General features: G+C 31.5%; 22 protein-coding genes. 1 reads left to right on the top strand and 21 read right to left on the bottom strand.

What is annotated here, in order from left to right:
- Nucleotides 1-53: 53 nt before the first annotated feature.
- From HM985_RS14655 to HM985_RS14615, 9 genes are all read right to left on the bottom strand, one after another.
- Nucleotides 54-1,625: a hypothetical protein gene (locus tag HM985_RS14655; protein ID WP_179376968.1), complete on the bottom strand. Its 1,572-nt coding sequence runs from the start codon at nt 1,623-1,625 to the stop codon at nt 54-56.
- Nucleotides 1,626-1,764: 139 nt separating this feature from the next.
- The gene (locus HM985_RS14650; protein ID WP_179376967.1) at nt 1,765-3,519 is read right to left on the bottom strand and encodes a hypothetical protein; all 1,755 of its coding nucleotides are present in this window, start codon (nt 3,517-3,519) and stop codon (nt 1,765-1,767) included.
- 156 nt (nt 3,520-3,675) lie between these two features.
- Complete coding sequence (locus tag HM985_RS14645; protein WP_217363306.1) at nt 3,676-4,419, bottom strand: LytR/AlgR family response regulator transcription factor; 744 nt, start codon at nt 4,417-4,419, stop codon at nt 3,676-3,678.
- Nucleotides 4,416-7,277, bottom strand: a complete 2,862-nt coding sequence (locus HM985_RS14640; RefSeq protein ID WP_179376966.1) for a sensor histidine kinase — start codon at nt 7,275-7,277, stop codon at nt 4,416-4,418. The genes HM985_RS14645 and HM985_RS14640 overlap by 4 nt, the downstream gene beginning before the upstream one ends.
- A 55-nt stretch (nt 7,278-7,332) precedes the next feature.
- On the bottom strand, nt 7,333-9,831 hold the full coding sequence (locus HM985_RS14635; protein ID WP_179376965.1) for a T9SS type A sorting domain-containing protein: 2,499 nt from the start codon (nt 9,829-9,831) through the stop codon (nt 7,333-7,335).
- A gap of 48 nt (nt 9,832-9,879) precedes the next feature.
- Nucleotides 9,880-10,920, bottom strand: coding sequence for an LVIVD repeat-containing protein (locus tag HM985_RS14630; protein WP_179376964.1), 1,041 nt, complete (start codon nt 10,918-10,920; stop codon nt 9,880-9,882).
- Between the two features lie 107 nt (nt 10,921-11,027).
- Entirely contained in the window at nt 11,028-11,573 is a 546-nt protein-coding gene (locus tag HM985_RS14625) for a hypothetical protein (protein ID WP_179376963.1), read from the bottom strand.
- A gap of 101 nt (nt 11,574-11,674) precedes the next feature.
- A complete protein-coding gene (locus tag HM985_RS14620) occupies nt 11,675-12,250 on the bottom strand; it encodes a hypothetical protein (protein ID WP_179376962.1) in 576 nt (191 codons plus the stop codon).
- Between the two features lie 11 nt (nt 12,251-12,261).
- Nucleotides 12,262-12,702 (bottom strand): hypothetical protein, encoded by a 441-nt coding sequence (locus HM985_RS14615; RefSeq protein WP_179376961.1) that lies wholly within the window; start codon nt 12,700-12,702, stop codon nt 12,262-12,264.
- 337 nt (nt 12,703-13,039) lie between these two features.
- On the opposite strand from HM985_RS14615, the gene HM985_RS14610 reads away from it, so the two are divergent.
- Nucleotides 13,040-13,561, top strand: coding sequence for a DUF7935 family protein (locus tag HM985_RS14610; protein ID WP_179376960.1), 522 nt, complete (start codon nt 13,040-13,042; stop codon nt 13,559-13,561).
- A 73-nt stretch (nt 13,562-13,634) separates the two neighbouring features.
- Here the strand turns inward: HM985_RS14610 and bshA are convergent, their stop codons facing one another.
- The 12 genes from bshA to HM985_RS14550 form a co-directional block, all read right to left on the bottom strand.
- A complete protein-coding gene (gene bshA, locus HM985_RS14605; protein ID WP_179376959.1) occupies nt 13,635-14,774 on the bottom strand; it encodes an N-acetyl-alpha-D-glucosaminyl L-malate synthase BshA in 1,140 nt (379 codons plus the stop codon).
- Nucleotides 14,775-14,922: 148 nt separating this feature from the next.
- Complete coding sequence (locus tag HM985_RS14600) at nt 14,923-17,880, bottom strand: glycoside hydrolase family 3 N-terminal domain-containing protein (protein WP_179376958.1); 2,958 nt, start codon at nt 17,878-17,880, stop codon at nt 14,923-14,925.
- Nucleotides 17,881-18,009: 129 nt separating this feature from the next.
- Nucleotides 18,010-19,239: a phosphoserine phosphatase SerB gene (gene serB, locus HM985_RS14595; protein WP_179376957.1), complete on the bottom strand. Its 1,230-nt coding sequence runs from the start codon at nt 19,237-19,239 to the stop codon at nt 18,010-18,012.
- Nucleotides 19,240-19,324: 85 nt separating this feature from the next.
- On the bottom strand, nt 19,325-19,810 hold the full coding sequence (locus HM985_RS14590; RefSeq protein WP_179376956.1) for an ABC transporter ATPase: 486 nt from the start codon (nt 19,808-19,810) through the stop codon (nt 19,325-19,327).
- Between the two features lie 33 nt (nt 19,811-19,843).
- Nucleotides 19,844-21,340, bottom strand: coding sequence for a PH domain-containing protein (locus tag HM985_RS14585; protein WP_179376955.1), 1,497 nt, complete (start codon nt 21,338-21,340; stop codon nt 19,844-19,846).
- Complete coding sequence (locus HM985_RS14580) at nt 21,327-21,845, bottom strand: PH domain-containing protein (RefSeq protein ID WP_179376954.1); 519 nt, start codon at nt 21,843-21,845, stop codon at nt 21,327-21,329. Before HM985_RS14580 ends, HM985_RS14585 begins: the two co-directional genes overlap by 14 nt.
- A gap of 15 nt (nt 21,846-21,860) precedes the next feature.
- The gene (locus HM985_RS14575; protein ID WP_179376953.1) at nt 21,861-22,067 is read right to left on the bottom strand and encodes a hypothetical protein; all 207 of its coding nucleotides are present in this window, start codon (nt 22,065-22,067) and stop codon (nt 21,861-21,863) included.
- Nucleotides 22,068-22,079: 12 nt separating this feature from the next.
- Nucleotides 22,080-22,862 carry a (Fe-S)-binding protein gene (locus tag HM985_RS14570; RefSeq protein ID WP_179376952.1) on the bottom strand — a complete coding sequence of 261 codons (783 nt, stop codon included), beginning with the start codon at nt 22,860-22,862 and terminating at the stop codon, nt 22,080-22,082.
- Nucleotides 22,863-22,927: 65 nt separating this feature from the next.
- Nucleotides 22,928-23,131, bottom strand: a complete 204-nt coding sequence (locus tag HM985_RS14565; RefSeq protein WP_179376951.1) for a hypothetical protein — start codon at nt 23,129-23,131, stop codon at nt 22,928-22,930.
- Entirely contained in the window at nt 23,124-24,437 is a 1,314-nt protein-coding gene (locus tag HM985_RS14560; protein ID WP_179376950.1) for a (Fe-S)-binding protein, read from the bottom strand. The genes HM985_RS14565 and HM985_RS14560 overlap by 8 nt, the downstream gene beginning before the upstream one ends.
- 11 nt (nt 24,438-24,448) lie before the next feature.
- Entirely contained in the window at nt 24,449-25,396 is a 948-nt protein-coding gene (locus HM985_RS14555) for an MlaD family protein (protein ID WP_179376949.1), read from the bottom strand.
- A gap of 54 nt (nt 25,397-25,450) precedes the next feature.
- Complete coding sequence (locus HM985_RS14550) at nt 25,451-26,566, bottom strand: N-acetylmuramoyl-L-alanine amidase family protein (RefSeq protein WP_179376948.1); 1,116 nt, start codon at nt 26,564-26,566, stop codon at nt 25,451-25,453.
- Between the last annotated feature and the right edge of the window lie 95 nt (nt 26,567-26,661).

Raw genomic sequence — 26,661 nt, 5'->3', positions numbered from 1 at the left:
TCCGCAATGATTTGGTATTAATTATAAATAATCTTATAAAACTTGCAACAATATTAATTCTCTTTTTCTCCATTACCCGCCATGGCAGATAATAAACCGTCTCTGATATTTAACCAAACAAAATTGAAAACAGATTTTGTAACATCGCGATCTACTTGATCTGATTGACCATACCTAAAATCTCTTTTATCTTCGTCACTATCTTTTGAAACAAATAAATTAACTAAAGTTGATAAAAAATTATTCTTCTCTCTACCATCTTTTTTCAGAATTAAAACTTCAAAATCATCGTATTTAATTTTTAAATCTATTCGTGATGTATATGGATTTCCACTTATGGTAAAATAAGTTTGATTTAATTCACCATTTAAGTCTACATTTAAATTAGGCTTGGTAAACTGTGCTAGTTGAGTTGCATTAAATGATCCAAGATTTGCTTTAAACATAAATTGATCCGTGGTATCTGAAACTTTAAAATTCCAATCAACTTTTAAAGATGAATTTTTCATGAATTTAGTTTGAATAGCGATTGTAGTTTCTTGATCTCCGAACGTGTTTCCTAAATTTGAAATTTTAGCATTCATCTCACTAAAATCTAATCGCCCAGCTTGCTCATCTGTCTTTACTTTTTCTAAATAAGAAATTGCTCCGTCTTCAATCTCTATAGATTTTAAACCTAAATTGAAATTTAACGCTCTTAACGCTGTTCCGTATAAAAGCTTCCTAGATACATCGTCTGTAACCAATTTGTCTCTGTAGATTTCCGCATCCGGTGATTTTAAATAAACTTTTTTAGAATTGAAATAAAACTTCTCTGCATTATCAATACCAAAGTCTAAATGATCAAACCTCAACGCTGCAATTGAAAGATTAAAATGATCTCGCTCTTTATTTAAAATAGAAGAATATTCTGATTTTGAATATTTTGTTTTTAATTTGAAACCTTTAAGCATTGCGCTGTTATTAGTGAAATGAATGTCATCAACTAAAATATCATCATAAGTATTGGTTGCCCATTTTAGATTTTCAGCCTTTAATTCAAAATTATTATATGTAATTTTCTTGTTTGCTGTTGATGCTTTAGGATCTATTTGTAAATCGAGAACTTCGAAATTAAAGTTAGGAATACTCAAAATTATAGAATCACTTTCATAATTCGTTATTAATACATCAGCCTTAGTAATTGCGATTTTTTCCGCATGAATAACCTGTTTGATTTTATCTAGAAAGCTGCTTTGGTAATCCTCATTCTTCACCACTGAGTTATGTTTGTATTTTGCTACCAACTCATCAATTACAAGGGATTCTATTGTTATTTTATCATTAAAAAGTAAATCCCAATAGCCAACATCATTGATTTCTATAGATTTAAGTTTTGCGTCTAAAATGGTTTTGTTAGTTGTTTCTCCTGAGACAAGGATTGTTGGCGATTCCACCTCAACATGACCTGTCCATATATTAGCATTAATAGTTGTATACTCGATTTTAGTGGATTCGGAAACATTTTGAAGCTCCTCACCTATTTTTTGTTCAATAAAACTATTTGCTAAGAATGATAGTGGCACAGTAACGATTATTATAATAGCTATTACAATGATCGCTTTTTTATGTTTTGGTTTTGTCATTTTATTCAGTCCTGAAATATTATGGATGAATCTACCTAAACGCTTTTAAAACTATTAACCAATACCCTATTTATGTTAACTCAAAAAGAGCCATTTCAAACTATGAAATGGCTCTTTAGGTATTATTCTTCTTTTTCTATTAACTATCTCTTAGCACATGAATAGTGATTGCTAAGTTTTTTACGGCACCGCTCGTATCCGTATAGGTCCCTGTTATAGTCATATCGACATAACCTCCTATTGGTCCAAAATTTGATAGAGTAAATTGGAGAGTATCTGGTGCATTATAATCCATATCTAAGATAGACGATTGTACCCAAAAGTCTGGATTTGTATAGGTGCCTGGTGTCGTTGTATCACCACCTACTCCAATTGAACCATCTTCGGATTGACTAGACACTACAAACATGCCACCTACTGGTCCTTCTTGATACGCATAGAGATCCATTAAAAGATATTCTGCAGGATCACTATCTACTTGCACAGAAATAAACTCCGTAACCGTACTACAAGCCATAATACTACCAACATTAGGAGTGCTTAAATTAAAAGGTAAAACGGTTGTTGATTGAAACGCATCGTAATCTACTCCTTCTAATGAAAACGTATTTATGGAAGCACATTTAATAATATTCATTGCAAAAGCTCCATTAGTAACTTCAGCCAATGCCTCCTGATTTCCGTAAGTTAAATTCACATAACCGTCCGTAACATTAGCATTACTACAGTTTACTAAGTTACCTGATATTACTTCTGTTATAGCACCTGAAAGCACAATATCGCCATAATTAGTATCTGTAGAAAATGGGCCAATAAGTGTTGAAAACACGATTGCTCCACACTGATCATATGCCGTGAGCGTTATGGTTTCGTTTGTTGGAATTAATCCACAAATTTCACCATTTGCATTTGAGAACCCATATCTAGGATAGACCTCTCCTGCTCTTCCTAATGATACTTTTACATTAGAAATTGGTACGTTTACATCATCTACAACATTTAAACAAAACGATACCGTTGGAAAAGGAGCATCACAATTCCACCATGAAAAATGAGAAACTTCTCCAATATATACACCACCAATTAAATCGGCTTCTCCATCTTCTACCCAATACCCATTGACCTCATCAAAATGCCATAATGGAATTGTTGAAGGTGCTACTCCACTTTGTGCAGGATCTAATGGCATATGTATTTCAGCCAAATGACCGTCTGCTATGTTTAATTTCTGACCAGAATCACCTTTTAATTCCACGTTTAACATACCATACGTTTCTAGTAATTGCTCATCATCGTCATTGTTTATAGCTTGTAAATTTCCAGGCATTACATCATATACATTAGCATGCGCAGGGTCTAAATGATACATATACACATCAACATTACCAGAGTACGCATTTCCATCTTCATCTTTAAAAGCACCATCGAACTTTACTTTAGCACCGTTACCTAGAGACACTTCACTATTTGTTCCTGAAGACACAGAACCTGTTAGGTTTTTAGCAACAAGCATAATACGCACATTACTTATACCCTCTGTAGGCACTAAGGTTTTTAAGCCTGTAATAAAACCTGCTTTTTCTGCCGTTACATAAGCTTGTCTTTCATTAACAGAAGCATTTTTAATCATAAAAATACCATTGGCGTCCGTTGTCGCTATCTTGCTTCCTATTACGACGCTTACATCACTTAAAGGCATAGAAGATTCATCTATTATTTTACCTATAAAGTCCCTTTGAATACTTGCGCCTTGATCTATAGCACCTATGTTATTATGGTCACTGCCAGAAGATGTATCGTTGAAACCTTCCTCTTTTTCACAGGAAGTAAATAGTACACTAAACACTAGAACTAATGCTAGTGAAATTCTTGAAATAGTTTTTCTTGTTTTCATATTATTTTGAGTTAAGAGTGTTATTAATTTATTATCACCCTTATATCAAAACAAGCTTCGATTTGTTACCCTATTTTTTAAAAAATTTATTATTACACCCTTATAATCAACGCTTTTATATTGTATTGTGCTTTAATAATATTTTGAAGTACAGCTTTAATTAAATAGCTCTAGAAACGCTTTTTTATTGGCTCTAGAAATTGGAATACGTTGTTTATTTTCTAATACTAAATACCCTTCGTTTTCAAAATGTCTCACCTTATTAAGATTTACAATATGCGATTTATGGCATTTAAAAAAATTAGAGGACACCACTTTTTCAAACTTCCCTAAGTTGTAAGAACTCATTAAAGTAGAATTATCTTCTAAATGGATTTTAGTATAACCTTCATAGCCTTCAATATGTAAAACTTCATCTTGAGGAATAAAGGATAAGCCCTTAACGGTAGGAACAATCAGCTTATTATTTTCTGTAACTGTAGTTGAAATTAACTTTAACAACTTTGAATTCAGTTCTACATTCTCTTGAGCTTCCACGCTTTTAATCGCTTTCTCAACGGCCAACTTTAATTCTATGTTGTCAATCGGCTTTAGAATATAATCAATCGCATTTTGCTTAAATGCTTGTATCGCATATTCGCTGTAAGCTGTTACAAATATGACCTGAAAATCGATCACATCGACAGCTTTTAACAACTCAAAACCATTAATTCTAGGCATTTGTATATCTAAAAACACCAATTGTGGCTTCAACTCTTTTATAGCCACAATAGCGGCTTCTGGTTTTTGGTAACTGCCAACAATAGTTATATTTGGAAATAAGTTTTTAAGCTTTTTCTGCAAACCTTTGATATTCGATATTTCATCGTCAACGATTATAGCTGTTAATTCTTCTATCATAGTTTTTGCATTATAAATGTGGATTTATTCCCTTTTTCGTATTGCTCAGGATGTAATTCTTCTTCTGTATATGAAATATTCCATTTTTTAGAGTTATTTAAAAAATGAAGTCTATCTTTTAAAACACTAGATGATTTCACTCCTTTTCGATGACCTTTTTTAGTATTTACAAATCCAACACCATCATCTATAATTTCAACAATTACAATATCTCCTTCTCCTTTTTTAAAATTAACGGTAACTATTCCGTTGTCTTCTTTATTGAATATTCCATGGTTTATAGCATTTTCAATAATAGGTTGCAGTGTCATCGTTGGAATTTTCAGATCTTCTATATAAAGATTTTTATCTACATTAATTTCAAAATTCAATTTCTCCTTAAAACGTAGTTTTTCTATTTCTAAATAACTTTGAAGCAAGCTTATTTCTGAAGCTAATGAGATTTCGTTTTCTTTAGAGAGTTCGAAAAATTGTCTTATTAGTTTAGAGAATTTCACCAAATACCTTTCTGATGCTTCAAAATCATTTTCATTAATATAAAACTGAATAGCTGCTAAAGAATTAAACACAAAATGTGGGTTCATTTGAGAACGTAAGGCTTTTAACTGTAATTCAATTAGTCGTTTATCTTCAAATACCTTTTTATTCTTTTTAAACTGAGAACGCTTCACAAAAAATCTTGAAATTAATGCAACAACAAATACACTTACTCCAACAATTATGATTTTAAACCACAAGGTTTGCCACCACAAGGCTTCTATTTTAAATCTTATTTTTTTAGAAATTGATTTATTGTGAATATTAAACGTGTAATCACCTGGTTTAAGATTATTAAAGTTTACGGTGTTAATTGCCGTATTCTCCCAATTGGTTTGCAATGGTTCTAGCTTATATAAATAATCCGCATTCTTTAACTTATCTTCAGAAAAATCAATACTTTCAAATTTAAATTGTATTGTATTATTATTCACATAATCAAACATGGAATTACTTTTAGATATCTGCTGCTGATTATAGGTTGCTTCATTTATAAAAACATCAATTAACAAATCTTTTCTTGTCTGATTTATAGGTATAATGGCTAATCCGTTATTAGTACCAATAATTAAGTCTTTTTCTGTAGCATAAACTGTGTTAACATTATTATTTGGCAAACCATCATTGACATCGTAATACCTTATAAGTTTATACTTATCATTGATTTTACGATAACGTAAAATACCTGAATTAGTAGCTAACCAAATATTATCTTCATTTATAAATGCATCTTGAACAATTAAAAACTCTGAATTATCTAAAGCTGTATTTGTTTTTAAATCTGAAATATAACTTCCATAACCATCGGTATTAATTAATATTTCGGTCTGTGAAAGTGGTTTTATACTTAAAATAGGTTTATTGAAGTTTTCATCTTTAAAATCTACTTTTATAATAGTATCATCTTCTAATTCTTTTAAACCATTATTAGTTGCTATAATTAAACGTGAATTAAAAACTAGAAAATCATTAGACCCTTTAAGAATAATATCTTTTTTAATATTAAAGGTTTTAGAATCTATTTTAAAAATCCCGAAAGAATAAATCCCATATAAGTTAGAGTTAAAAAATGTAAGTTTCTTTACAAAAGAGTTAATAAATAAAGAAGCTTTTCCACTTGTATTAAAATTTATAATATCTCTTTTCCCTTTACTTTCAGAGATTAAACCAGACTTCTTTAAGAAAAAAGTACGTTTGAGACTATCTAAATACACAGATCCAAAATTGTAATCTTTAGATGTTATATAAGATTGAAAAGTTTTATTTACCTCATTGTATTTAAAGAACCCTTTATTATAAACACTTGCAAATAATTGATTATTTATGCTATTTAAATTCTGAATTTTTTCATTATTAAACCGGTAAGCTATTTTTTGCTTTATATGCGGTAATTTATAAACGCCATTAGTAAATGTAGATAGCCATATGGTATTCTGTTGGTCAATAAAACCAAAATGAGCATTTAATTCTAAAGGAAAAATAAAAGGATTTTCTACATGAAGACCTTTATTAAGTTTGGCAACAAAACGGTCTCCACTGATTTGAATTGAATTTCCTACTAAATTAATTCTAGGATATTTTAGTGTTTCTATACCAACTTCATCTTTGAATTTAAAACTTTTTAAAACGAATGTTTTTAGATTTAAAAAGCTGTATGATTTTTCAGACACCCAAAAAAATAAGCTATCCCCTATCTGACCTTTAGTACTATTTTGATTGATAATATGTTTAGTAGAGCTCTTGCTTAATAGATTATTTTTTTTATCATAAACAGTCAGACTTTCATCTTCAAAACTAACACCTAAGTAAGCTACTTTGTCATTAAAAACTCTGGTATAATCTTTATGTTTATTGGCTTTAGGCGTGTTTTTATAACTGTGCCAAACATTGTCTTTTAAATGATAAACATTTTTTGGCCCACCAGGATAAACATTATTATTCAACTGAATAGTGTATATAGGATTTAAAGTCTCTTCCCTATTTTTACTCGGAAAAGAATAAACCCTATCATTTTCTATATATCCTAAACGTGCGGATTTAGACATGTACCAAATTTTACCATCTGGTGTAGGAAACGCATCCCATACATCATTATTAGGTAAACCTTGTTTGGTTGTAAAAGTTTTAAATGTTTTTCCGTTATACCTAACCATGCCTTTATCTGTTAAAAACCACATAAAGCCTTTAGCATCTTGCATAATAGTATAGACGTGATTACTAGGTAAACCGTCCTTTGTAGCGTAATTGGTATATTGTTGTGCGAATGAAAAACTCCATATCAGAAGAAAATAAATTGTGATATGGAGTTTGTTATGTTTCAATAAAATTAGTTGTCTCTATTTCTTAGTTGTATGAAGGTTAAATATAACTGTAAATTTAATCTTTGATTATTTTTTTAGTTGAAATCCCACTTTCTGTTTTCACATGTAAAAAGTATAAACCACTTGAGAAACCAGAGACATTTAAAGTGTTTTCACCAGTCGTAAATTGTCCGCTTTTAATCACCTGCCCGTTTACCGTTATTAAACTATAACTAGCTTCATTAATTATTGAAACCGTAAGTTCATGCTTTACAGGATTAGGATAGACATTAAATTCTGTCTGAGTAAACTCTGATGTGCTTAATGCAGCACATTCTGTTTGGTTATTTACAAATGTTGATGCAGCGTCTTTGTTTGTCCAGTTTGTTGCAGAGTATAGCGCATCATCTACTTCTATACATATTAAGTAAGGGTTGTTAGAAGAATTAAAGAATTGACCGTTTAAATTATTATTGTTTCCGTTTTTCATATTTAAACTAGTCAGAGAATTATTTTGACAATAAAGTCTAAATAAAACTATATTTTGAGTTAAATCTAAACTCGTTAACTCAGTACTATTACAGTGAAAATATTCTAACGCTATATTTTGTGAAATATCTATAGTTGCTATTGGGTTATTAGTTATATAGAAATGGTCTAAATCTATATTTTGAGTCACATCTATAGTGCTTATCTCATTAGAACTTATATCTAAAAATTCTAAAAGGATGTTTTGAGACACATCTAAATTAACCAATTGATTATTATTTAAATATAATTTTTTTAATAAAATATTCTGAGTTAAATCAACACTAGCTAACTGGTTGTTAACACTGTGTAAATTTTCTAATGCTTCAAAATCTTCAATTCCTGTTAGATCTAAAATAGCTTGCGACGTAACATTCAAGTTAATTACAGAATTTATAGAAGCTGTAGTCACATAATCATCTCCTGCGACTCCATTACCCATACTGTTAGAATCTCCAAGAGATACAATATTACCTGCAGCATCATGCGTTTCTAAGTAATTCTCAAAATTATCATCTGGAACGTATGTTTCATTAAAATCGCAATTTTCGCTAAAGCTACTCGTTACATCAAGTTGTATCCAATTTGTGGTACTCCATGCAGCATTATCGACCTCAATACAGGTAAGGTTTGAATTGTTTGATGCGTTAAATGCTGTTCCAAGCACATTACTATTATTTCCATTTTTTACATTTAAACTTGTTAGCTGATTGTCTTCACATAAAACAGACTGAAGCAATGTATTTTGAGAAAGGTCTAAACTGGTAATTTGATTATCACCACAAATTAAAGCAAGTAAATTCAAATTTTCGGAAACATCTAAAGCTTCAAGTTGATTACCAGAACACGAAAGCGATATTAAATTAGGATTTTGAGTAACATCTAAACTGGTTATCTGATTCATAATTACTAATAAATTTTCTAGTAGTAAATTTTGGCTAACATCTACAGTTGTTAGTTGATTCTGTCCTGCCTGTAATAATTTCAAATTTGCATTTTGAGTAACATTGATACTGGTTATTAAATTATTATAACAATAAACGTTCGTTATTAAAAGGTTAGAACTCAAATCTAAGGTAGTAATTTGATTATTAAAACAGTAAAAACGCAATAAAGCCGTAAAATCCTCAATTCCTGTTAAGTCTACAATATTCTGAGTGTGAATATTTAAATATGTAACCGTGTCAATACTAGCAGTAGTAACATAATCATCATTTGCTATTCCATTTCCCATACTATTAGGATCACCGATGTTAACAGCAGAACCACTAGCTGTATGCGTTTCTAAATAATTCTCAAAATTATCGTCTGGTACATATGTTAATCCTAAGGTATCACAGTCTTCGCTAAAAACAGCTGTTGCATCAATATCAGTCCAATTTGCCGTACTATAATTGGCATCATCTACGTCTATACAGGTTAAGTTTGGATTATTTGTCACATCAAAATTCATTATAGCGGTATTGTTGAAATTTTTAATTTTCAAGCTATATAAATCATTATTATAACCATATAAGGTTTGTAAACCCATGTTTGATGAAAGGTCCAAGCCTATAATTTCATTATTAAAACAGGATAAATATGTTAAATTGTAACTCTGACGAACATCAATTGTAATCAACTGATTATTATGACACTCTAAAAAATACAAATAATAATTATAATAAAGATTGAGCGTAGTTAACTCATTATAAGAACAAATTAAAGACGTTAAAGCACTATTTTGTGTCAAATCTAATTCCGTCAATTCATTATAGTCACAATAGAGCACTTGTAAGTCTGTAAAATCCGCAATACCAGTTAAATCTGAAATCCCTAGATTACTGAGATATAAAACACCAACGCTATTAATTTTAGATGTGGTTACATAACTATCGTTAGCAATTCCATTTCCCATACTTGTTGGGTCGCCTAAAGCTACAATATCACCACTAAGGCTGTGCGTTTCTAGATAATTTTCAAAAATAGTATCTGGTACGTAAGTTTCTTGCGCATATGCTGAAAAGGCTAAACTGAGAAAAGCCAATAATAGTAATTTTGTTTTCATAATTTATGTTTTTGAAATGTTTAAAATGCTATGTAAGCCTATTCAATGTTATTGACCAAGGGCTATAAAGTTTCCAAAACCAATGGCTAATGACGATTCTAATACAAAATCATTCGCACTGATATCGTAGATATAAAGTCCATTTGCATCTGTTACATAAGCGTAATTCCCATTTAATGCTACACCACTTGATCGCGATAGTATTTTCATATCTTGTAAGGAAAGTGTTGCCAAATCATACATTCTAACACTATCAGAACTATTTTGCAGAGGTGCATTTGCACTGGCTTTCATGGTTACATAAGCATTACCATTATGAATTGCGAAAGCTGTAGGATATCCTTCTATATTAACTTCGTTAACTAACGTAAGTGTTGCAGCATCGAATTGTTTTATTTTCTTATCTATTGTATTAGCAACAAAAAGATAAGTTCCATCAGTTTCAACCCATGAATGATATTGACCAAAAGGGGCATCTCCATAAGAAGCCATATCAATATCTGTGGTATTTGTTATTCCAGTTGCCGTAGGCGTTCCAGGTGCTGTAACATCGTAAGAATGTAGACCGTTAGTTTGATCTATGACAAATAATTCATTTTGAATTTTTGTAAGACTCATAGCATCTCCACCAGAATTTAATTGACTAGTAAAATTAAAACTAGCGATATCTACAACATGTAAACCTCTATAAACATCTGTTAAATAAGCCACATTATTAACCGTGTACATATCACTTAATAAACTAAAAGCAAGCGTATTACTCTTTTGAATCTCTGCCTGAATACTTGGTGCCGCTACATTACTAATATCCACAATACTTAAATAAGGTTCGGTCGCATCATACTGAGCAACATAAGCCACACCCGGAGATACACTTACAAAGTAAGATGTATTTACCGCAATACTATTTACTAAAGTTGGTGCGGTTGGTACCGTAATATCAATAATTTTTAAATCTGTACCATCTGTGATATAGGCATACTCCGCATTTATTGTGCTTCCAGAACCGCTTGAAGAGCTATTATCACTACAACTAAAAGTCAATAACACGACTAATGTTGACACTATTGTTTTTATATATGTTTTCATCTGTTTATTTTTTCCGAAGGTCACATGCTGTTCGTTATTAATCAGATCTTTGTTATTAATAATTTTAACATGCTCGTTTCATAATTTTTATTATTTATTTGAATCACTTATTCTCTTAAAACTCTACCCTCTCCTACTATTGATCCTTGTATAGAGTTATCTGTTGCAAGTAAATAATCACCTTGAAAAGTAAATTCTATATAGTCTCCTACATTCACTGGGTGCACGGTAATTGTGCACACAATAGGATTACTTGGCATGACCGTCCAACTAGACAAAAACGTATGACCAGGAGTTAATTCTGTGAAATAAAAATTAGCCGTTAAACCATCCGATACTCCCCAATTAAAACTAGATGTATTTGTGAACGATGTAAAGTCTTGAAACGTAAAATCGGCATCAACTATAACAGTCGAACCATCTGCCGTTGCCGCACCTGCTCTAAAATAAAATTTCTCAAACGTAGAATTGGGATTTGGCTCATACCGTCCTCTAGCGTAAGCATCAAAAATACGGTCAGGACCATTATTTATTGAATATTTAAAATATTCATTCGTATTTAAGGTTGGTGTAATTGTATCGTCGTCACTATTACAGCTAAAACTCAAGAGTACTAATGCCATTAAAAGCATCGATTTAAAAAGTGATTTCATAGTAATTGTTTTAATCTAATATTATTCCTAAAGTGCCCTCGTAATGACCAGTAATAGAGGTGCCATCTGAAGCTAAAAACGTATAATCTACATCGATTGTGCTATTTGCTGGCACATTTTGTATCAATGTTTATTTCATTTATGATCACCGTCGGTCCTATAGTTCCTACAGTATACCAAACTCCACTTGTTTCAGGAAGGTGACCATAATTAATTCCATTCTCTGTTCCGAAGGACGGAGAAACGACTCCATCATAAGCTATTAAAGAATCTGCTGAGTAATTAGGTACACCAGTACTTAAACTAGAGCCGATATATGTATTACCAGTAGAAATTAAACCCGTAGATAAACTTGCATTATCATCTACGGATATTTTTATTAAAGCCAATTTTGAAGTGGTACTAACCGAATAGGCATACGCATAACCAAGACCTACATCTCCAAAAGTATCTGTGATTCTTCCATCAGTAAAAATAAAGTTGTAATGATCAGGATTACCATCTGCATTGCTGTCTAATTGATCTATAGTGACGTATGCATTTACAGTTTCATAAAATGTTGAATTTATTGTAAATCCATCTGTTGAAGCTGCTGACGTCGCATCATCGTTATTATCACAATTAAAAAAAGTAAGAGCAACAACTAGTATTAATAAGGTGTTTATTCCTAATTTCATAATCTACTTTTTTAAGGGGCTACATAATCAATTATAACACATAATTCTACCTCTTCACCTGAGGCTAGTACAATATCTAATCGAAGCTCATCTCCTACAGCACTCCCCGCTCTTTGACAAGTTACCACACCTGAATGAGTGGTACCATTAATTACTATTTGTGGACTTGAATCTACAGCCCCCACCGTAAGTGCTCTTGTTACTACAAATGTACTTCCTGGACTGACCGAGTGATATACCTCAACTGCGGGAATACCTGGCCCATCATTATTTGGAAAATAATCTGTAACTAAGTCCGATTCTGGTATTAAAGTTATTGTGCCTTGTATGTCTGCCGTAAGTCCTTCATAACTACAAACACTTATGTTTGGAGCATTGCCATCATCATTATCACAGTTAAATAAAGTAAGTGTAATTGCTAGTAATAAAATTGTTTTTAAAATTGATTTCATAATTATTATATTTTAGTTTTTTATAATTCAGTTAACGCTTTGAAAACTGACGTTCGAGGTTATATCAAGTGAATCGGAAAATTGTTACCCTCTAATTCTTTCTTTTTTAGAATTATTTTAAAAAAAGATTATTTCGTGTAAGCAATCGAAAACGATTAGATACTTTTCACGACGTAAAAATCAATAGCTTATGCAAAATAAGCCGTACACTATAAACTGCACGTTACCATATACCTTAAAAGCGACTTCATGAAATGAAAGACAGACTTCATTCAATTAGCGGTTTTGTTTGTGCAATAGACTTAAAGGTTTTAAGTTTGTATTCTAAATTTATGCTATGGATATTGACAACATTATCGAATTACTTTTCAGCATTGCTCCTGCTGCTATCATTGGTGCAGTGGCTTACTATTTTTTTAAGCAACATGTAGAAAATGAAAATAGTAGAAGACGCTTTTTATTACTGAAAGATTTGCAAAAAGAAAGCTTTCCATTACGCTTGCAAGCTTACGAACGTATATCTCTTTTCTTAGAGCGAATTGCACCTTCAAAACTTTTAACGAGGGTCCACCCTACGTCTTCTAATAAAACAGATTATGAAAGTTTACTAATTGCAACTATAGAACAAGAGTTAGAGCATAATTTATCGCAACAAATTTATGTAAGTGATCAATGTTGGTCAATTACACTAGCAGCAAAAAATGCAACCATTCAATTAATTAGAAAAGCTGCCATGCAAGAATCAACCGATAGTGCTAGCAAGCTTAGAGAAGTTGTTTTAACTCATCTTATGGAAAGTCCGGCTCCTAGTAATGCCGCTTTAGCTTTTATAAAGCAAGAAGTAAGTGAAATGTGGTAATAGAAAATAAATTATAAAAAAAAGTCTTCCAATTAGAAAGACTTTTTTTTTATACTAAAACAATAAGATGAAGCTAATTAACAACTAGAAACTCTTTTAAAGTTTCTTCATAAATTTTTTCATACATAGGTACTATATTTCTCAAGTCGAATTTTTGAGATTGCTCCTTGGCATTGATTTTAAATTTTTCTAAAGTTTTAATGTCTGATAAGATTTTAACGGCATTTGCAGACATATCTTTAATCGCATTAACATCACTTAAATAACCTGAAAAACCATCTTCATTGACCTCTGGTAATCCACCTGAATTAGTAGAAATAACAGGAACACTACTCGCCATAGCTTCAAGCGCTGCCAAACCGAAACTTTCTGTTTGTGATGGCAATAAAAATAGATCACTAAAGCATAAAATCCGATCTATTTCATTACTATTACCTAAGAAAATAACGCGATCGCTTATCCCTAATTCTTCAACTAAATGTTCTGCCGCTTCTTTTTCAGGCCCTTCACCTACCATCATCAGTTTTGCGGGTAGTTCTTTTTGAATATTGTAAAAGATCTTTATAACATCTGGTATACGTTTAACTTCTCTAAAATTACTGATATGTGTTATAATACGTTCATCATCATCTGCCATCATACCACGTTGACAATCCGTAAATTTATGTTCGTGCTTTTCAAGATCAATAAAATTAGGAACAACAGATATCTCTCTTTTAATATCAAATAAGCGCATAGTATCTCGTTTCAAACTTTCTGAAACAGAAGTTACTGCATTAGATTTATTAATACTAAACGTTACTGCTGGCTTATAAAATGGATGACTACCTACCAAGGTGATATCCGTACCATGTAAAGTTGTTACAATAGGCACAAAAATGCCTTCGTCTTTTAACATTTGTTGTGCCATGTACGCCGCATAAGCATGCGGAATGGCATAATGAACATGTAGTAATTCTATACCATGTAACTTTACCATATCTACTAATTTACTCGACAATGCAAGCTCATAAGGCTGATATAAAAAAAGAGGGTATTCAGGTACATGGACTTCATGAAAATGAACATTATTACTCAACAATTCTAATCTTACAGGCTGACTATAAGTTATAAAGTGAATCTCATGACCACGTTTAGAAAGTTCTAAACCTAATTCTGTAGCTACAACTCCACTGCCGCCAAATGTTGGGTAACAAACTATTCCTATTTTCATTTTTAGTTTTAAATATTAAAAAATTATAAGTACCGAAATTAATATTTGGCTATAGTCGTAATCCTATTTAAATCCTTTCTAATTTATGGTCTTTTTTTAAAAGACCTCAAAATTAGAAATAAGACGCTGATCCTTATAATTTATAATGTTAATCTATAATAGCTTCATAGATTAAACGTTGAATTTCTGTTCTAATATTTTCTCTTAACAAAAGATTTTTTCCTGCTTCAGGATAAGTTCTATTTGCTAAAAAGACATAGACAATCTCTTCTTCTGGATCTGCCCAAGCGTAAGTTCCTGTAAAGCCTGAGTGTCCAAAACTTGTCATAGATAAGCAGCCACAAGTGGGTCCTGCCTCACCTAATTGAGGCTTATCGAAACCAATACCTCTTCTATTATTGTTTCCACAGTAATAACAGTAATTAAATTTATCTATCGTTTCACTTTTAAGATAACGTTTTCCTCCATAGAAACCTTTCTGCAAATACATCTGCATTATTTTAGCCACATCATTAGCATTACTAAAAATACCTGCATGTCCACCAACTCCATTTTGCATTGCTGCTCCCATGTCATGCACATAACCATGCACTTCTTTATAGCGGTAATAGTTATCTATTTCTGTTGGAACAATATCTTTTAAGCTAAACTTTTTTCGTGGATTATAAGTGGTGTAATTAGCACCAAGTGATTTATAAAATCGATCTTCCGTTATTTCGCTTAAAGGTTTGTCATAAAAACCTTCAAGATATTTCTTAAGAATATAATATGGTAAATCGCTATAACGGTATCTTAAGCTCGGTAATAGATCAGTGTCTCTAATAATTTTTTGAATTGAATCTTGATAATCATCACGCATAAAAAGTGTACTAGTCACTTCGGTTCTAAATCCTTCTGTACTTTTAAATCTATAGTATTTAGGATCTGGTAATTTTGTTACAGAATCTAAAGTTGCATAATAAAAAGGTACCCAAGGCTTTAAACGCGCATAATGCGATAACATTTTTTTAAGTGTAATATTCTTTTTATTAGAGTTCTTATACTCTGGCATTAAATTTCCTAGCCTGTCATCTAATGACACCGATCTTTGTTCTTCCAATTCCATTAAAACGGGTAGCGTTGCTAATATTTTAGTTAAAGATGCTACATCGTATAAATCATCAAAATCGACTTCATTCTTCTTTTCATAAGTATGATATCCAAAATTCTTGTTGTAAACAACTTTACCTCTACGGGCAACAATTAATTGAATTCCTGGTGTCATTTTACCTTCAATAGCATAATTTGCTATAGAATCAATTCGGTTTAGCAAATCAGAATCCATACCTACACGTTCTGGCAAACCGTAGCTTAAACTCAGTATAGAATTGTAAGTTTCTCCTGTGCCTACAGGAAAAAATGGACCTGCTGTAACTGGTAATTTTCCTTTAGCATCAATAGCACCAAAAATAAGTTGTGCAGATTTTTCTTGAGCTATTTTACTATTTTGATAACTCACTACAACACTTTCTATATTTTCTACGGATAGCAAATCATTTAAAGCATATGGTCTTGCAAAAACGTCTAAAATAACAGTATTCGTTCTCGCTATTTCATACAACCAAGCCATTTCTTGCTGTGTAAATTTGAAACTCTTCCATGGGTTTGCATTAGATTTATGAAAACCGACAACCACCGTATTGTAATTTTGAAGTTTTTTGACAGCTTCATTAAGCTTATCTGCCTGTATTTCGTGAACTTCTGTGTATTTTTTTAATTCATCTAAAAAAGCAGAACCACTATCATCACCTAATGCTATATAAGCAATCTTCTTAGTTTCTAAATCTCTTAATGGTAATAATGAATTAGTATTTTTAGCCACTGTAATTGCACCCTCCATTAGTTCCTCGTACAAAAGATCATCCTTTAATCTATTAAGGTCCTTTTTTAAATCATAAATTCCTATTGGCGAATAATTATTTAATCCTACTTTATATTTAGCCATTAATATTTTTCTTACTGAATACGCTAATCGTTCTTCTGTAATAACACCATTATTAATTGCTTCAACAAATTTGGCAATACCCGCTTCAGGATCTTCAGACATTAACATTACATCGTTTCCTGCTAGAAAAGCCATTAAATCAATTTCACCACCTTTTACTAAGCTCTTTTTATTATTACCATCTATATTATTTGCTACATAATCTGCAGCACCTTTCATAGTTAAAGCATCTGTAAATATTAATCCATTAAAACCTAAACTATCTTTTAAAATATCTGTAACAATATGCTTGGATAAAGATGAAGGAAAATCTCTACGAGATTCTAAACTTGGTACGTTTAAATGTGCCACCATAACACTAGCTAAACCTTCTTTTATAAGCTTTCTGTATGGATATAACTCAATAGAATCGATACGTTTGGCGCTAAAATTAATAGTTGGTAATTTTAAATGAGAATCTTCTTCTGTATCTCCATGGCCAGGAAAATGTTTGGCGTTAGCTAAAGTACCAGCGCTTTGCATTCCTTTCATAAAAGCTAAGCCCTTGTCTGTAACATTGTCTCTATCTTCTCCAAATGAACGGTTACCAATTATAGGATTTTTAGGATTAGTATTAATATCTACGGCTGGCGCAAAATTAAAATGAACACCTAATCGTTTACAATGTTCCCCAATTTGTCTTCCGGCTTGTTCTACCAATTTATTATCTGAAATAGCCCCAAGTGTCATATTCCATGGAAAGGCATAAGTAGAATCTAAGCGCATACTTAACCCCCACTCTGCATCCATACCAATTAACAATGGAATTTTGGAAGCTGCTTGTAATTCATTATTTAATTTAGCTTGACGTACAGGTCCACCATTAGAATAAATTAAACCACCAATGTGTTGATGATTTATTAAATGAGCGATTTTATTTTCATATGCTTTTCCTTTATTAGAAAACACCTGAACCATAAAAAGTTGACCAATCCGTTCTTCTACAGACATAGAATTATAAAGACTATCTACCCATTTTTTTTGTTGAATAGGATCGCTTGATTGAAGTGGATGGTCTGATATGTTTTGTGAAAAATTATATTGAAAACAAACACAAATAAAGATGAGGGTAAGATAACGCATTAGCAATTTTTATCGTTTTTTAAGTTTAGTACGTAAAATGACAACGAATATTGTACCAAATTAGCGTATTTGTAAAGAAGTTGATAGACTTTAAGATAGATTTATTAAAGTGAATAACATGTTTTATTTTTAAGATCTTGAGACCAGATCAATTTGACGGTCATGATACCCCAATAGATATAGTACTCCATCTAAACCAATACTAGAAATAGAACTTTGTGCACTATCTTTAACTTTAGGTTTGGCATGAAACGCAATCCCCAAACCAGCTAAATTTAGCATTGGCAAATCGTTAGCGCCATCACCTACAGCAATGGTTTGACTGATATCTATATGCATATTATCGGCAAGTAACTGCAGATATTCTGCCTTTTTATTACCATCTACAATATCACCAAGATAACCACCTGTTAGGGCACCATCTTTTATCTCTAATTGATTAGCATAAACGTAATCGATGTCTAGTTTTTCTTGTAAATAATGTCCAAAATAAGTAAAACCACCAGATAAAATAGCCGTTTTAAATCCGTAATAATGTAGCGTATCAATCAGTCGTTTTGCTCCTTTAGTAATAGGTAAACGCTCAGCAACTTCTTGTAAAACAGATTCACTTAGACCTTCTAAGAGTTTCATCCGTCTTTTAAAGCTTTCATTAAAATCTATTTCACCTTGCATGGCAGCTTCGGTAATAGCTTTAACCTCTGTACCAACACCAGCTAGCTCGGCTAATTCATCTATAACTTCAGTTTGAATTAAAGTTGAATCCATATCAAAACAAACTAAGCGTCTATTTCTTCTAAAAATATTATCTTCTTGAAAAGCGATATCTACATCTAGTTCTCTCGATATAGCCATCATTTTCTCTGTAAAATCGGACTTATCACCAATTCTACCTCTAATAGAAAGTTGAATCGAAGCTCTTGGGTAATCCTCAGTATGCACTAATGAAGTTCTACCTGTTAGGCGTTTTATGGAATCTATATTTAGATTTTTTTCTGAAATAACTTTAGTCACTTCAGATATCTGAGCGGCTGCTAATTTCTCACCTACAATGGTAATAATATAACGATCCTTTCCTTGTAAGCTTACCCAATCTTCATAATCATCTAATGATATTGGAGAAAACTTCGCTCTAAGATCTAACTCATAAGCCTTAAATAATAAATCCTTAAGAACAGCTGCAGATTTTTTACCAGATTTAATTTCGAACATTATTCCTAAGGATAACGTATCGTGAATATTAGCTTGCCCGATATCTAAAACCTTGGCGTCATACTCTGCTAATACACTTGTTAAGCTTGAAGTTAACCCTGGTTTATCTTGTCCTGAAATGTTTAATAAGAAAATATCTGTAGCCACAATTTATATTTTGTCGTTAGTCCTTTATTACGTATTGTAAAAGTGACTATTCTATTTGATATATGAAAGTTTTTTAGAAAAACTGTTATTTAATAAATCTATTATGCCAACTTTCACTTACAGGAACTTCCCAATTCTCATTGAATTCAGCAATATTAGTCACCAAATTATTAAATACAATTGTATTTTTAGAAACAGCTTTTTGTTGTGCCATTTTTTTGAAATCAATCAAAGATTTATGAGCAATAAATTCACCTTGCTTGTAAGACACATTCATTTTATCCATTAAATCAACATCGTATTGTTGTTCTAATTGTTGAATAAAACCAACTGAAGCATCAATTGAGCAGCCTGTAGCACTATTTAAACTCTGATCCATAGCAATAACAATAAATCGCTTATAAACAATTTTATAGCCTGCTTTTAAATCTTTTCCATGCGCTGTCCAAGCTTCTATAAATGTATCTATCTGTCCTTTTAATTGTTCTAATTCTTCATCTGAAAATGAACGGTTAGCTTGGTAAATCCAAACTCTAGATTCTTCTGGTAAGGTATTAAAATCGACTAGCATATTTTTATTTTTTCTAAAAACAAAAATACAATATTACATCCAATCTCTATCTTGAGATTCTACCTTATATAGCAAAAGATTATAAATGGAAATAGCATCAGGTTTTGAAACATATGGAATAGTAACTGACTTTGAAGCCGTATAAATCACTAATGATGCTATAGACTTTGGTTTCTGAAAAATAGTCTGTTTTATTTTTACACTTTGAATTTTATGAATTTCAAGAATATTGGTCGTCGTATCAATCACCCCACTTCCAATAGTAATAAAGTTATCCGAAATTCTGTAATAGGCTTTTTTGTAAGCGAAATGCACATATAAAACTGTTAGAGGAATAAAAACAACATTAATCCATAACATCTCTAGCCCAAACACTGCGATAGACAAACCATTTATAATTAATAAAAACACCATCATTTCTAAAGCTGAAATTCTCATATAATAACGACTTGGTTTTTTTATCTCACCTTGATCTTCAGTATAATTTGATAAGAGCTTATTTATTAAATAATTGAGTTGCACCTTTTCTAATGCAACAATATTAAAGTTCTTTTGTTGCTTTGCATTAACCATCGCTTGTTTTACGGATAAAGCATGTAAACCTAAATACTGCTTCACCCGGTTTGTTGTCACTACTAAATTCTGAATACGACTAGGCGTTAAACTCAAAGAGACTTTATTGAAGAGTCCTTTGTTTATTTCAACGGTCTTTTGATGTTCTACAACTTCTAGATTAAAATTAATTATAAAGGTCTTAATTACAGAAAATAGTAGCGAAACTAATACAACAGCTATGACGATGATGGCATTAGTAATTAATAAATTTAGAATTGTAGCTTCATCTAGCTTAACAACTCCCTCTACCCGCTCTTTTAGATTTAATTCCTTTAAATATTCTTCGAGCTCTGTATACAAACCAAAAACAAAGGTTGTAATAAGTAGAAAACTTTTAAAATGATTTTGAGATACCCCCTCCAACAACAATCGTTTAGGTGAGACACTGAAAAATACATCGCGTTTTTCAATAGACGCTTTCTCTTCACTTTCTACTGCCTTTTTAGTAAACAACTGCTCCTTTAAAAATAGAGCTGTAGGTTTATCTAAGGCACTAATTTCGATTTCAGATTTTTTATCACCTGCTGTTTCTATTTTAACAGAAACTACATTTATAATCTGCTGTAAAAAATTTTGCTTAATGTAAACATTCTGAATTTTAGACTTTGGAATAATAGTATTATCCTTATTTATAATACCTGTGGCTAAATGAAAATCATCTTCACTTAAATAAAACTTAAAATTAAGATATTTTAGTATTGCAAAAACAAGTATAACAATTAACACACCAATAGTTGCAAGGATTAACATTGTAGGTGTTACATTTCCGATGGATTTACTTTTAAGTATAGAAACACCAAAAGCAATAAAGAGTACAAAAAATTTCTTGAAGAATTTAACTGTATTAAATACAAAAATTACAATTATACCTTTAGAAGATTGCCGCATAGCTTTTGAAAAATCAATCTTTTCCATTAACCTTTGCGCTTATAATGTCCTTAATTTGTATAGCTTCTAAATGAGGTAGACCATTAATACTCAAATCGCTACCAGATTCTCCTGCCGTAAATATTTTGAGTGTTGCCAGTCCAAAAGATCTGGCCAACCAACTTCTACTTTCTTCAACATGCTGAATTCTAGATATTGGTACGGTTATCATAGAGTGAACAATTAAACCTTTTGCATATATGACATCATGCGCTCTAATTGCATATTTACGTTTTTGAAACGCTAATATGGAAATAATAAAATTTATGATACAAATTAATATAACTCCAATAAACACAAACCAAAAGTTATTTTGAAAATCGTCTTTTTTAATAAAGAATTTTAAACCAAACACAGCACTCAAAATAAGACTATAGAAAGCTAGCTTGTTAAGTGTTATTATTTTTAAATAAGTTTTTGAAATTGGTTTTAAAACAGCTTCTTTAATATTTGGTAAGTCTTCTGTTTGTATTTGAGGATTTGCGAAATTCATTGCTTAGATATATTATTAATCTTTGTTTTTTGTGATTTTATACCTAAAAACATAACCCATTACAAGTCCAAAAAAGAAAGCATTCAATAGAAACTTTAATAAAGAAAATGGTTTATCAGTAACATAATCAAAACCAGCCATTAATGAAGTGTATAATAAACCAATGGCAACACCTGTAATAATACGCTTTTTTAACGGTAATTTTTCAATATCGTTTCCCACAACTTTATAGCATTACGCATCAGCAATCAACTCAGCAATATCCATAACCTTAATTTCTGCTTCTTTTTCTTTAAATTTTACACCATCAGTCATCATGGTATTACAATAAGGACAACCTGTTGCAATAATTTCTGGTTGCGTTTCTAAAGCATCTTCAGTTCTAAGGATATTAATTTCCTTATTTCCTGGTTCTGCATCTTTAAACATTTGAGCACCTCCTGCCCCACAGCATAAAGCAGTTCCTTTATGGCGTTTCATTTCTATTAAAGTTGCATTTGTTTTTTTTAGCACATCTCTCGGTGCATCGTAAACACTATTTGCTCTTCCTAAATAACAAGGATCATGAAATGTTATACGTTTGCCTTTATAGACATCACCATCTAATGTTAAACGACCTGAAGCGATTAATTGTTCTATAAATTGAGTATGGTGAATTACTTCGTAATTACCACCAAGACCAGGATATTCGTTTTTAATACAGTTGAAAGAATGCGGATCACAGGTAACAATACGTTTTACTTCGTAAGCGTTAAGAACTTCAATATTCATAACAGCTTGCATTTGAAATAAAAATTCATTTCCTGCACGTTTTGCAACATCACCAGTATTACTTTCTTCAGTTCCTAAAACAGCAAAATCTACATTTGCTTTATTTAGAATCTTCACGAAAGCTTTGGTTATTTTCTTTGCTCTATCGTCATAACTACCAGCAGAACCCACCCAAAATAAAATTTCTGGTTGTTTGCCTTCTGCCATATACTCTGCCATGGTTGGCACTTTTAATTCTTCACTCATAATTTTTCTGTTTGAAAATTAAACCCCTCCAACATAATCAAGATTTAATAAAATTTTAAAGCTATTTATCTACGTTTAATAAGTACATTAAACTTATAGCTCACTAACATCAAAAATGAAAAGGCGACAATAAATCCAAATGAAAAATTCAAAAATACTCCTGTATTCTTTTCATCTATAATATTATATAATCCAAAAGATATAAGGCCTCCTAATATTCCTAATATCAATCTGGTTTTAGGACTTAAACGCTCAAGCAAACTACTCATCTTTCCAATTTAAACGGTCCATTTGGTTATAAGGCCAAGGTGCTCCATTGTTTTCTATATTGGTCATCATAGTATTCAGTTCTGTTGGTGCAGCACTTTGCTCCATAACTAAATAACGACGCATATCCATAATAATTGATAGTGGGTTAATGCTCACCGGACAAGCTTCTACACAAGCATTACATGTTGTACACGCCCAAAGTTCTTCGTTTGTGATGTAGTCTCCTAAAAGTTGTTTGCCATCATCTTTAAACTCACCATTATTAGCATCAACATTTTTTCCTACTTCTTCTAATCGATCTCTCGTATCCATCATAATCTTACGAGGCGATAATTTTTTACCAGTAAGATTTGCTGGACATTCGCTTGTACAACGACCACATTCGGTACACGTATACGCGTTAAGCAACTGAATTTTAGTTAAATCCATTACATCACTTGCCCCAAACTTAGCAGGCACTTCATCTTCTGCTCCTTCTGGTGGTGCAGCGAAAGGATCTGCATCGGGATCCATCATTAACTTTACTTCTGCCGTAACAGCATCTAAATTATTGAATTTTCCTTTTGGAGATACACTTCCATAATAAACATTAGGGAAGGCCAATAGAATATGTAAATGCTTTGAGAAGTATAAATAATTTAAGAAAGTTAAAATACCAACAATATGCAACCACCAAGCTATACGCTCTACAGTGTGTAATGCTTCAATAGAAAAACCATTAAACAATGGTGCGATAAATTGTGAAATAACATTACCTGAATTAGCACCTTGAAAAACAGTATCTGTTGCATTCATTATTAAGAATAAGCCCATTAATACAACTTCAAAATAAAGAATAATATTACCATCACTCTTTGGCCATCCTTTCATTTCGGAACTTAAGAAACGCTTAATTTTAATCACATTTCTTCTTATCCAAAATACAGTTACAGATACTAAAACTAAAACGGCTAAAATTTCAAATGATCCAATAAGGAAACCATATAAAGCTGTTGGCAATAATTCTTGTCCTATTCTATGTGTCCCAAAAAGACCATCGATTATAATTTCTAAGACTTCAATATTTATAATAATAAAGCCTACATAAACAATAACGTGTAGAAATCCAGAAACTGGACGTTTCACCATTTTACTTTGCCCTAAAGCAATGTTTATAGTGTTTTTCCAACGTTCTGATTTGTTATCACTAGCGTCAACATCTTGACCGAGTTTAATATTACGAATCAGTTTTTGGACATTACGAGCAAAAAAGCCAACCCCCATTAATAGGATAACGGCAAAAATTATATTAGGTAAATATGCCATGATTGATGGATCTAGTTATTGTTTAATTCCTCTTGTGTTGGCTCCTCGTAAGGAATCTCTTTTTTAGATAGAATACGTCTGTATCTCGCAGGATGTAATTTTATATCTAAAAGTAAGAGTTGCATTTCTTTAGACGCATTATCTAAATTATTATAGAGGGCATCATCTTTTAAAAGTTTTCCCATGGTACCTTTACCTGCTTCAAGCCCTACTGCCAACTGATTTAACTTGGTAACCATTTCGTCTAAGTTCTTCACAGTATTTGAAAGTTTAGCTTCGTTAAGATCTTTAATTAAGATCGTTAATTCTGTACTTGTGTTTTCAAAATTCGCTAATAATGATGCAATTTTATCATCATTTTTACTAATTAGATTATTTGCTGCAAACGCAACACCCTTAAACGATTTTAATGTAGAATTTAATTCTGCAATAGTCTGCTTTAGTCCATCATCAGAATCATCCATTACAAGAGTGTTTAGGTTAACCAATAAGCTATCTGAAGATCGAAGTGTTGATCCTAAATCCTCACTAATTCCAGAAAAGTTTTTCTCTAAAGATGATACCATTCCTGGTTTCACTTCCGATTCAATAAAATCTCCAGGTTTGGCATTCTCTCCTCCATTGCCTTCAACAATAGATAAAGCATTTCCTCCCATTAAGCCATCTTGATAAAGCCTAACAGTACTGTTTTTTGAGAATTTTAATTTTGGATTGACAGTAAACGCAATACGCGTTTTACCAGTCTCGTAATCATAGATTATATCTTCTATTTTCCCTATTTTATTACCTTTAATTGTCACTGGAGATGACATGCTTAAGGCATTATATTCAAATTCTGTATAGTATACATTTGAGTTTTCAAATAGATCTTCACCTTTTAGAAAGGTAAATAAATATATACAAAAAGCGATACCAGCTAGGACTAGTATTGCAGTTTTAGTTTCTCTTGAGATTTTCAATGGGCTTTATTTAGTTTATAAACAAAATTAGTAATAAATATACTAATAAAGTTTCTAATTCGTAGCAGATTTTAAGGCCTCAGATACATCTATCTTTTTTCCTTCTTTAAAAGCGACAACAAATGCATCAGGATATCCAGCTAACTTCGCTGCATTTTGATCTTTCTTAACCTCATTATAATCTGACGTTTGGCCGCTGTAGTATTTATATATTTCACCTAATTTATCTCTAGAGATATTAGAAAGTCCTTTAAAGTTATAAGATTTTGGTTCCAACTTTTTAGAGCCAGCAGCTATTTGAACTTTAAAAATAATACCTTCAACTACTCTAGGCGCTTCTATTTCTTCTGTCATAGTTTCTGCATCAACTTGAAGAATATGACTACCTACATTTTGATCTAATTCTTTTTTATAATCTAAAACTGCAGTTTTTATAGCATCTGCCATTTTAGATTGCCCTGCTTTAGTATTTAAATAACTGCCTTCACTTTTATTTGTTAAGAAACCTACTTCAACTAAAACGCTAGGCATATAAGTATTTCTAATCACTAATAAACTCGCTTGCTTTAATCCTCTACTTTTTCGTTTTGCTTTACCAATAAAATTATCTTCTATTTTCCGTGCTAAGACAACACTTTGCTCTACGTAAACTTCCTGTTCAATACCAATAGCGATTGTAGATTCTGGAGAACTAGGATCGAAACCTGCATAATTCTCTTCATAATTATCTTCTAAGAAGATTACTTCATTTTCCTTTTTAGCGACATCAAAATTTCTACCTGTATTCTTCTCTCCTAATACAAATGTTTCTGTTCCGCTCGCCTGAGAACTGTGCGCATTACAGTGGATAGACACAAATAGATCTGCATGTGCTCTATTGGCAATGTTTGCCCGTTCGTGTAATTCTACAAATACATCCGTCTTTCTGGTATAAATTACTTTTATATCAGGGTTTTCACCAAGTTCTTTTCCAACTTCTAAAGTTACTTTAAGCGCTATGTCTTTCTCACTGTGCCCATTACCAACATTTCCTGAATCATGCCCTCCATGACCGGCATCTAATACTACCACAAATTTATTATTTTGAGCTTGCAGCGTGGCATAAGATGTTAAAGAACTTATAAATATAAGAACTATTAATACTATTGTAGATTTATGTGTCGTTTGCATATCTAATTTAACGGTTTATCAACTTGTTTTAGTACAAAGTGCTATCGGTTTAAAATAGTATTTTTCATTTTCTAATTTTATTAAAGTAATCACAA

Origin of the sequence: Winogradskyella wichelsiae (assembly GCF_013403925.1) — a bacterium.
In the GTDB taxonomy this organism is placed as follows: domain Bacteria; phylum Bacteroidota; class Bacteroidia; order Flavobacteriales; family Flavobacteriaceae; genus Winogradskyella; species Winogradskyella wichelsiae.
Note: the sequence above shows the minus strand (reverse complement) of the source record. Positions and strands in the feature narration are given on the sequence as shown.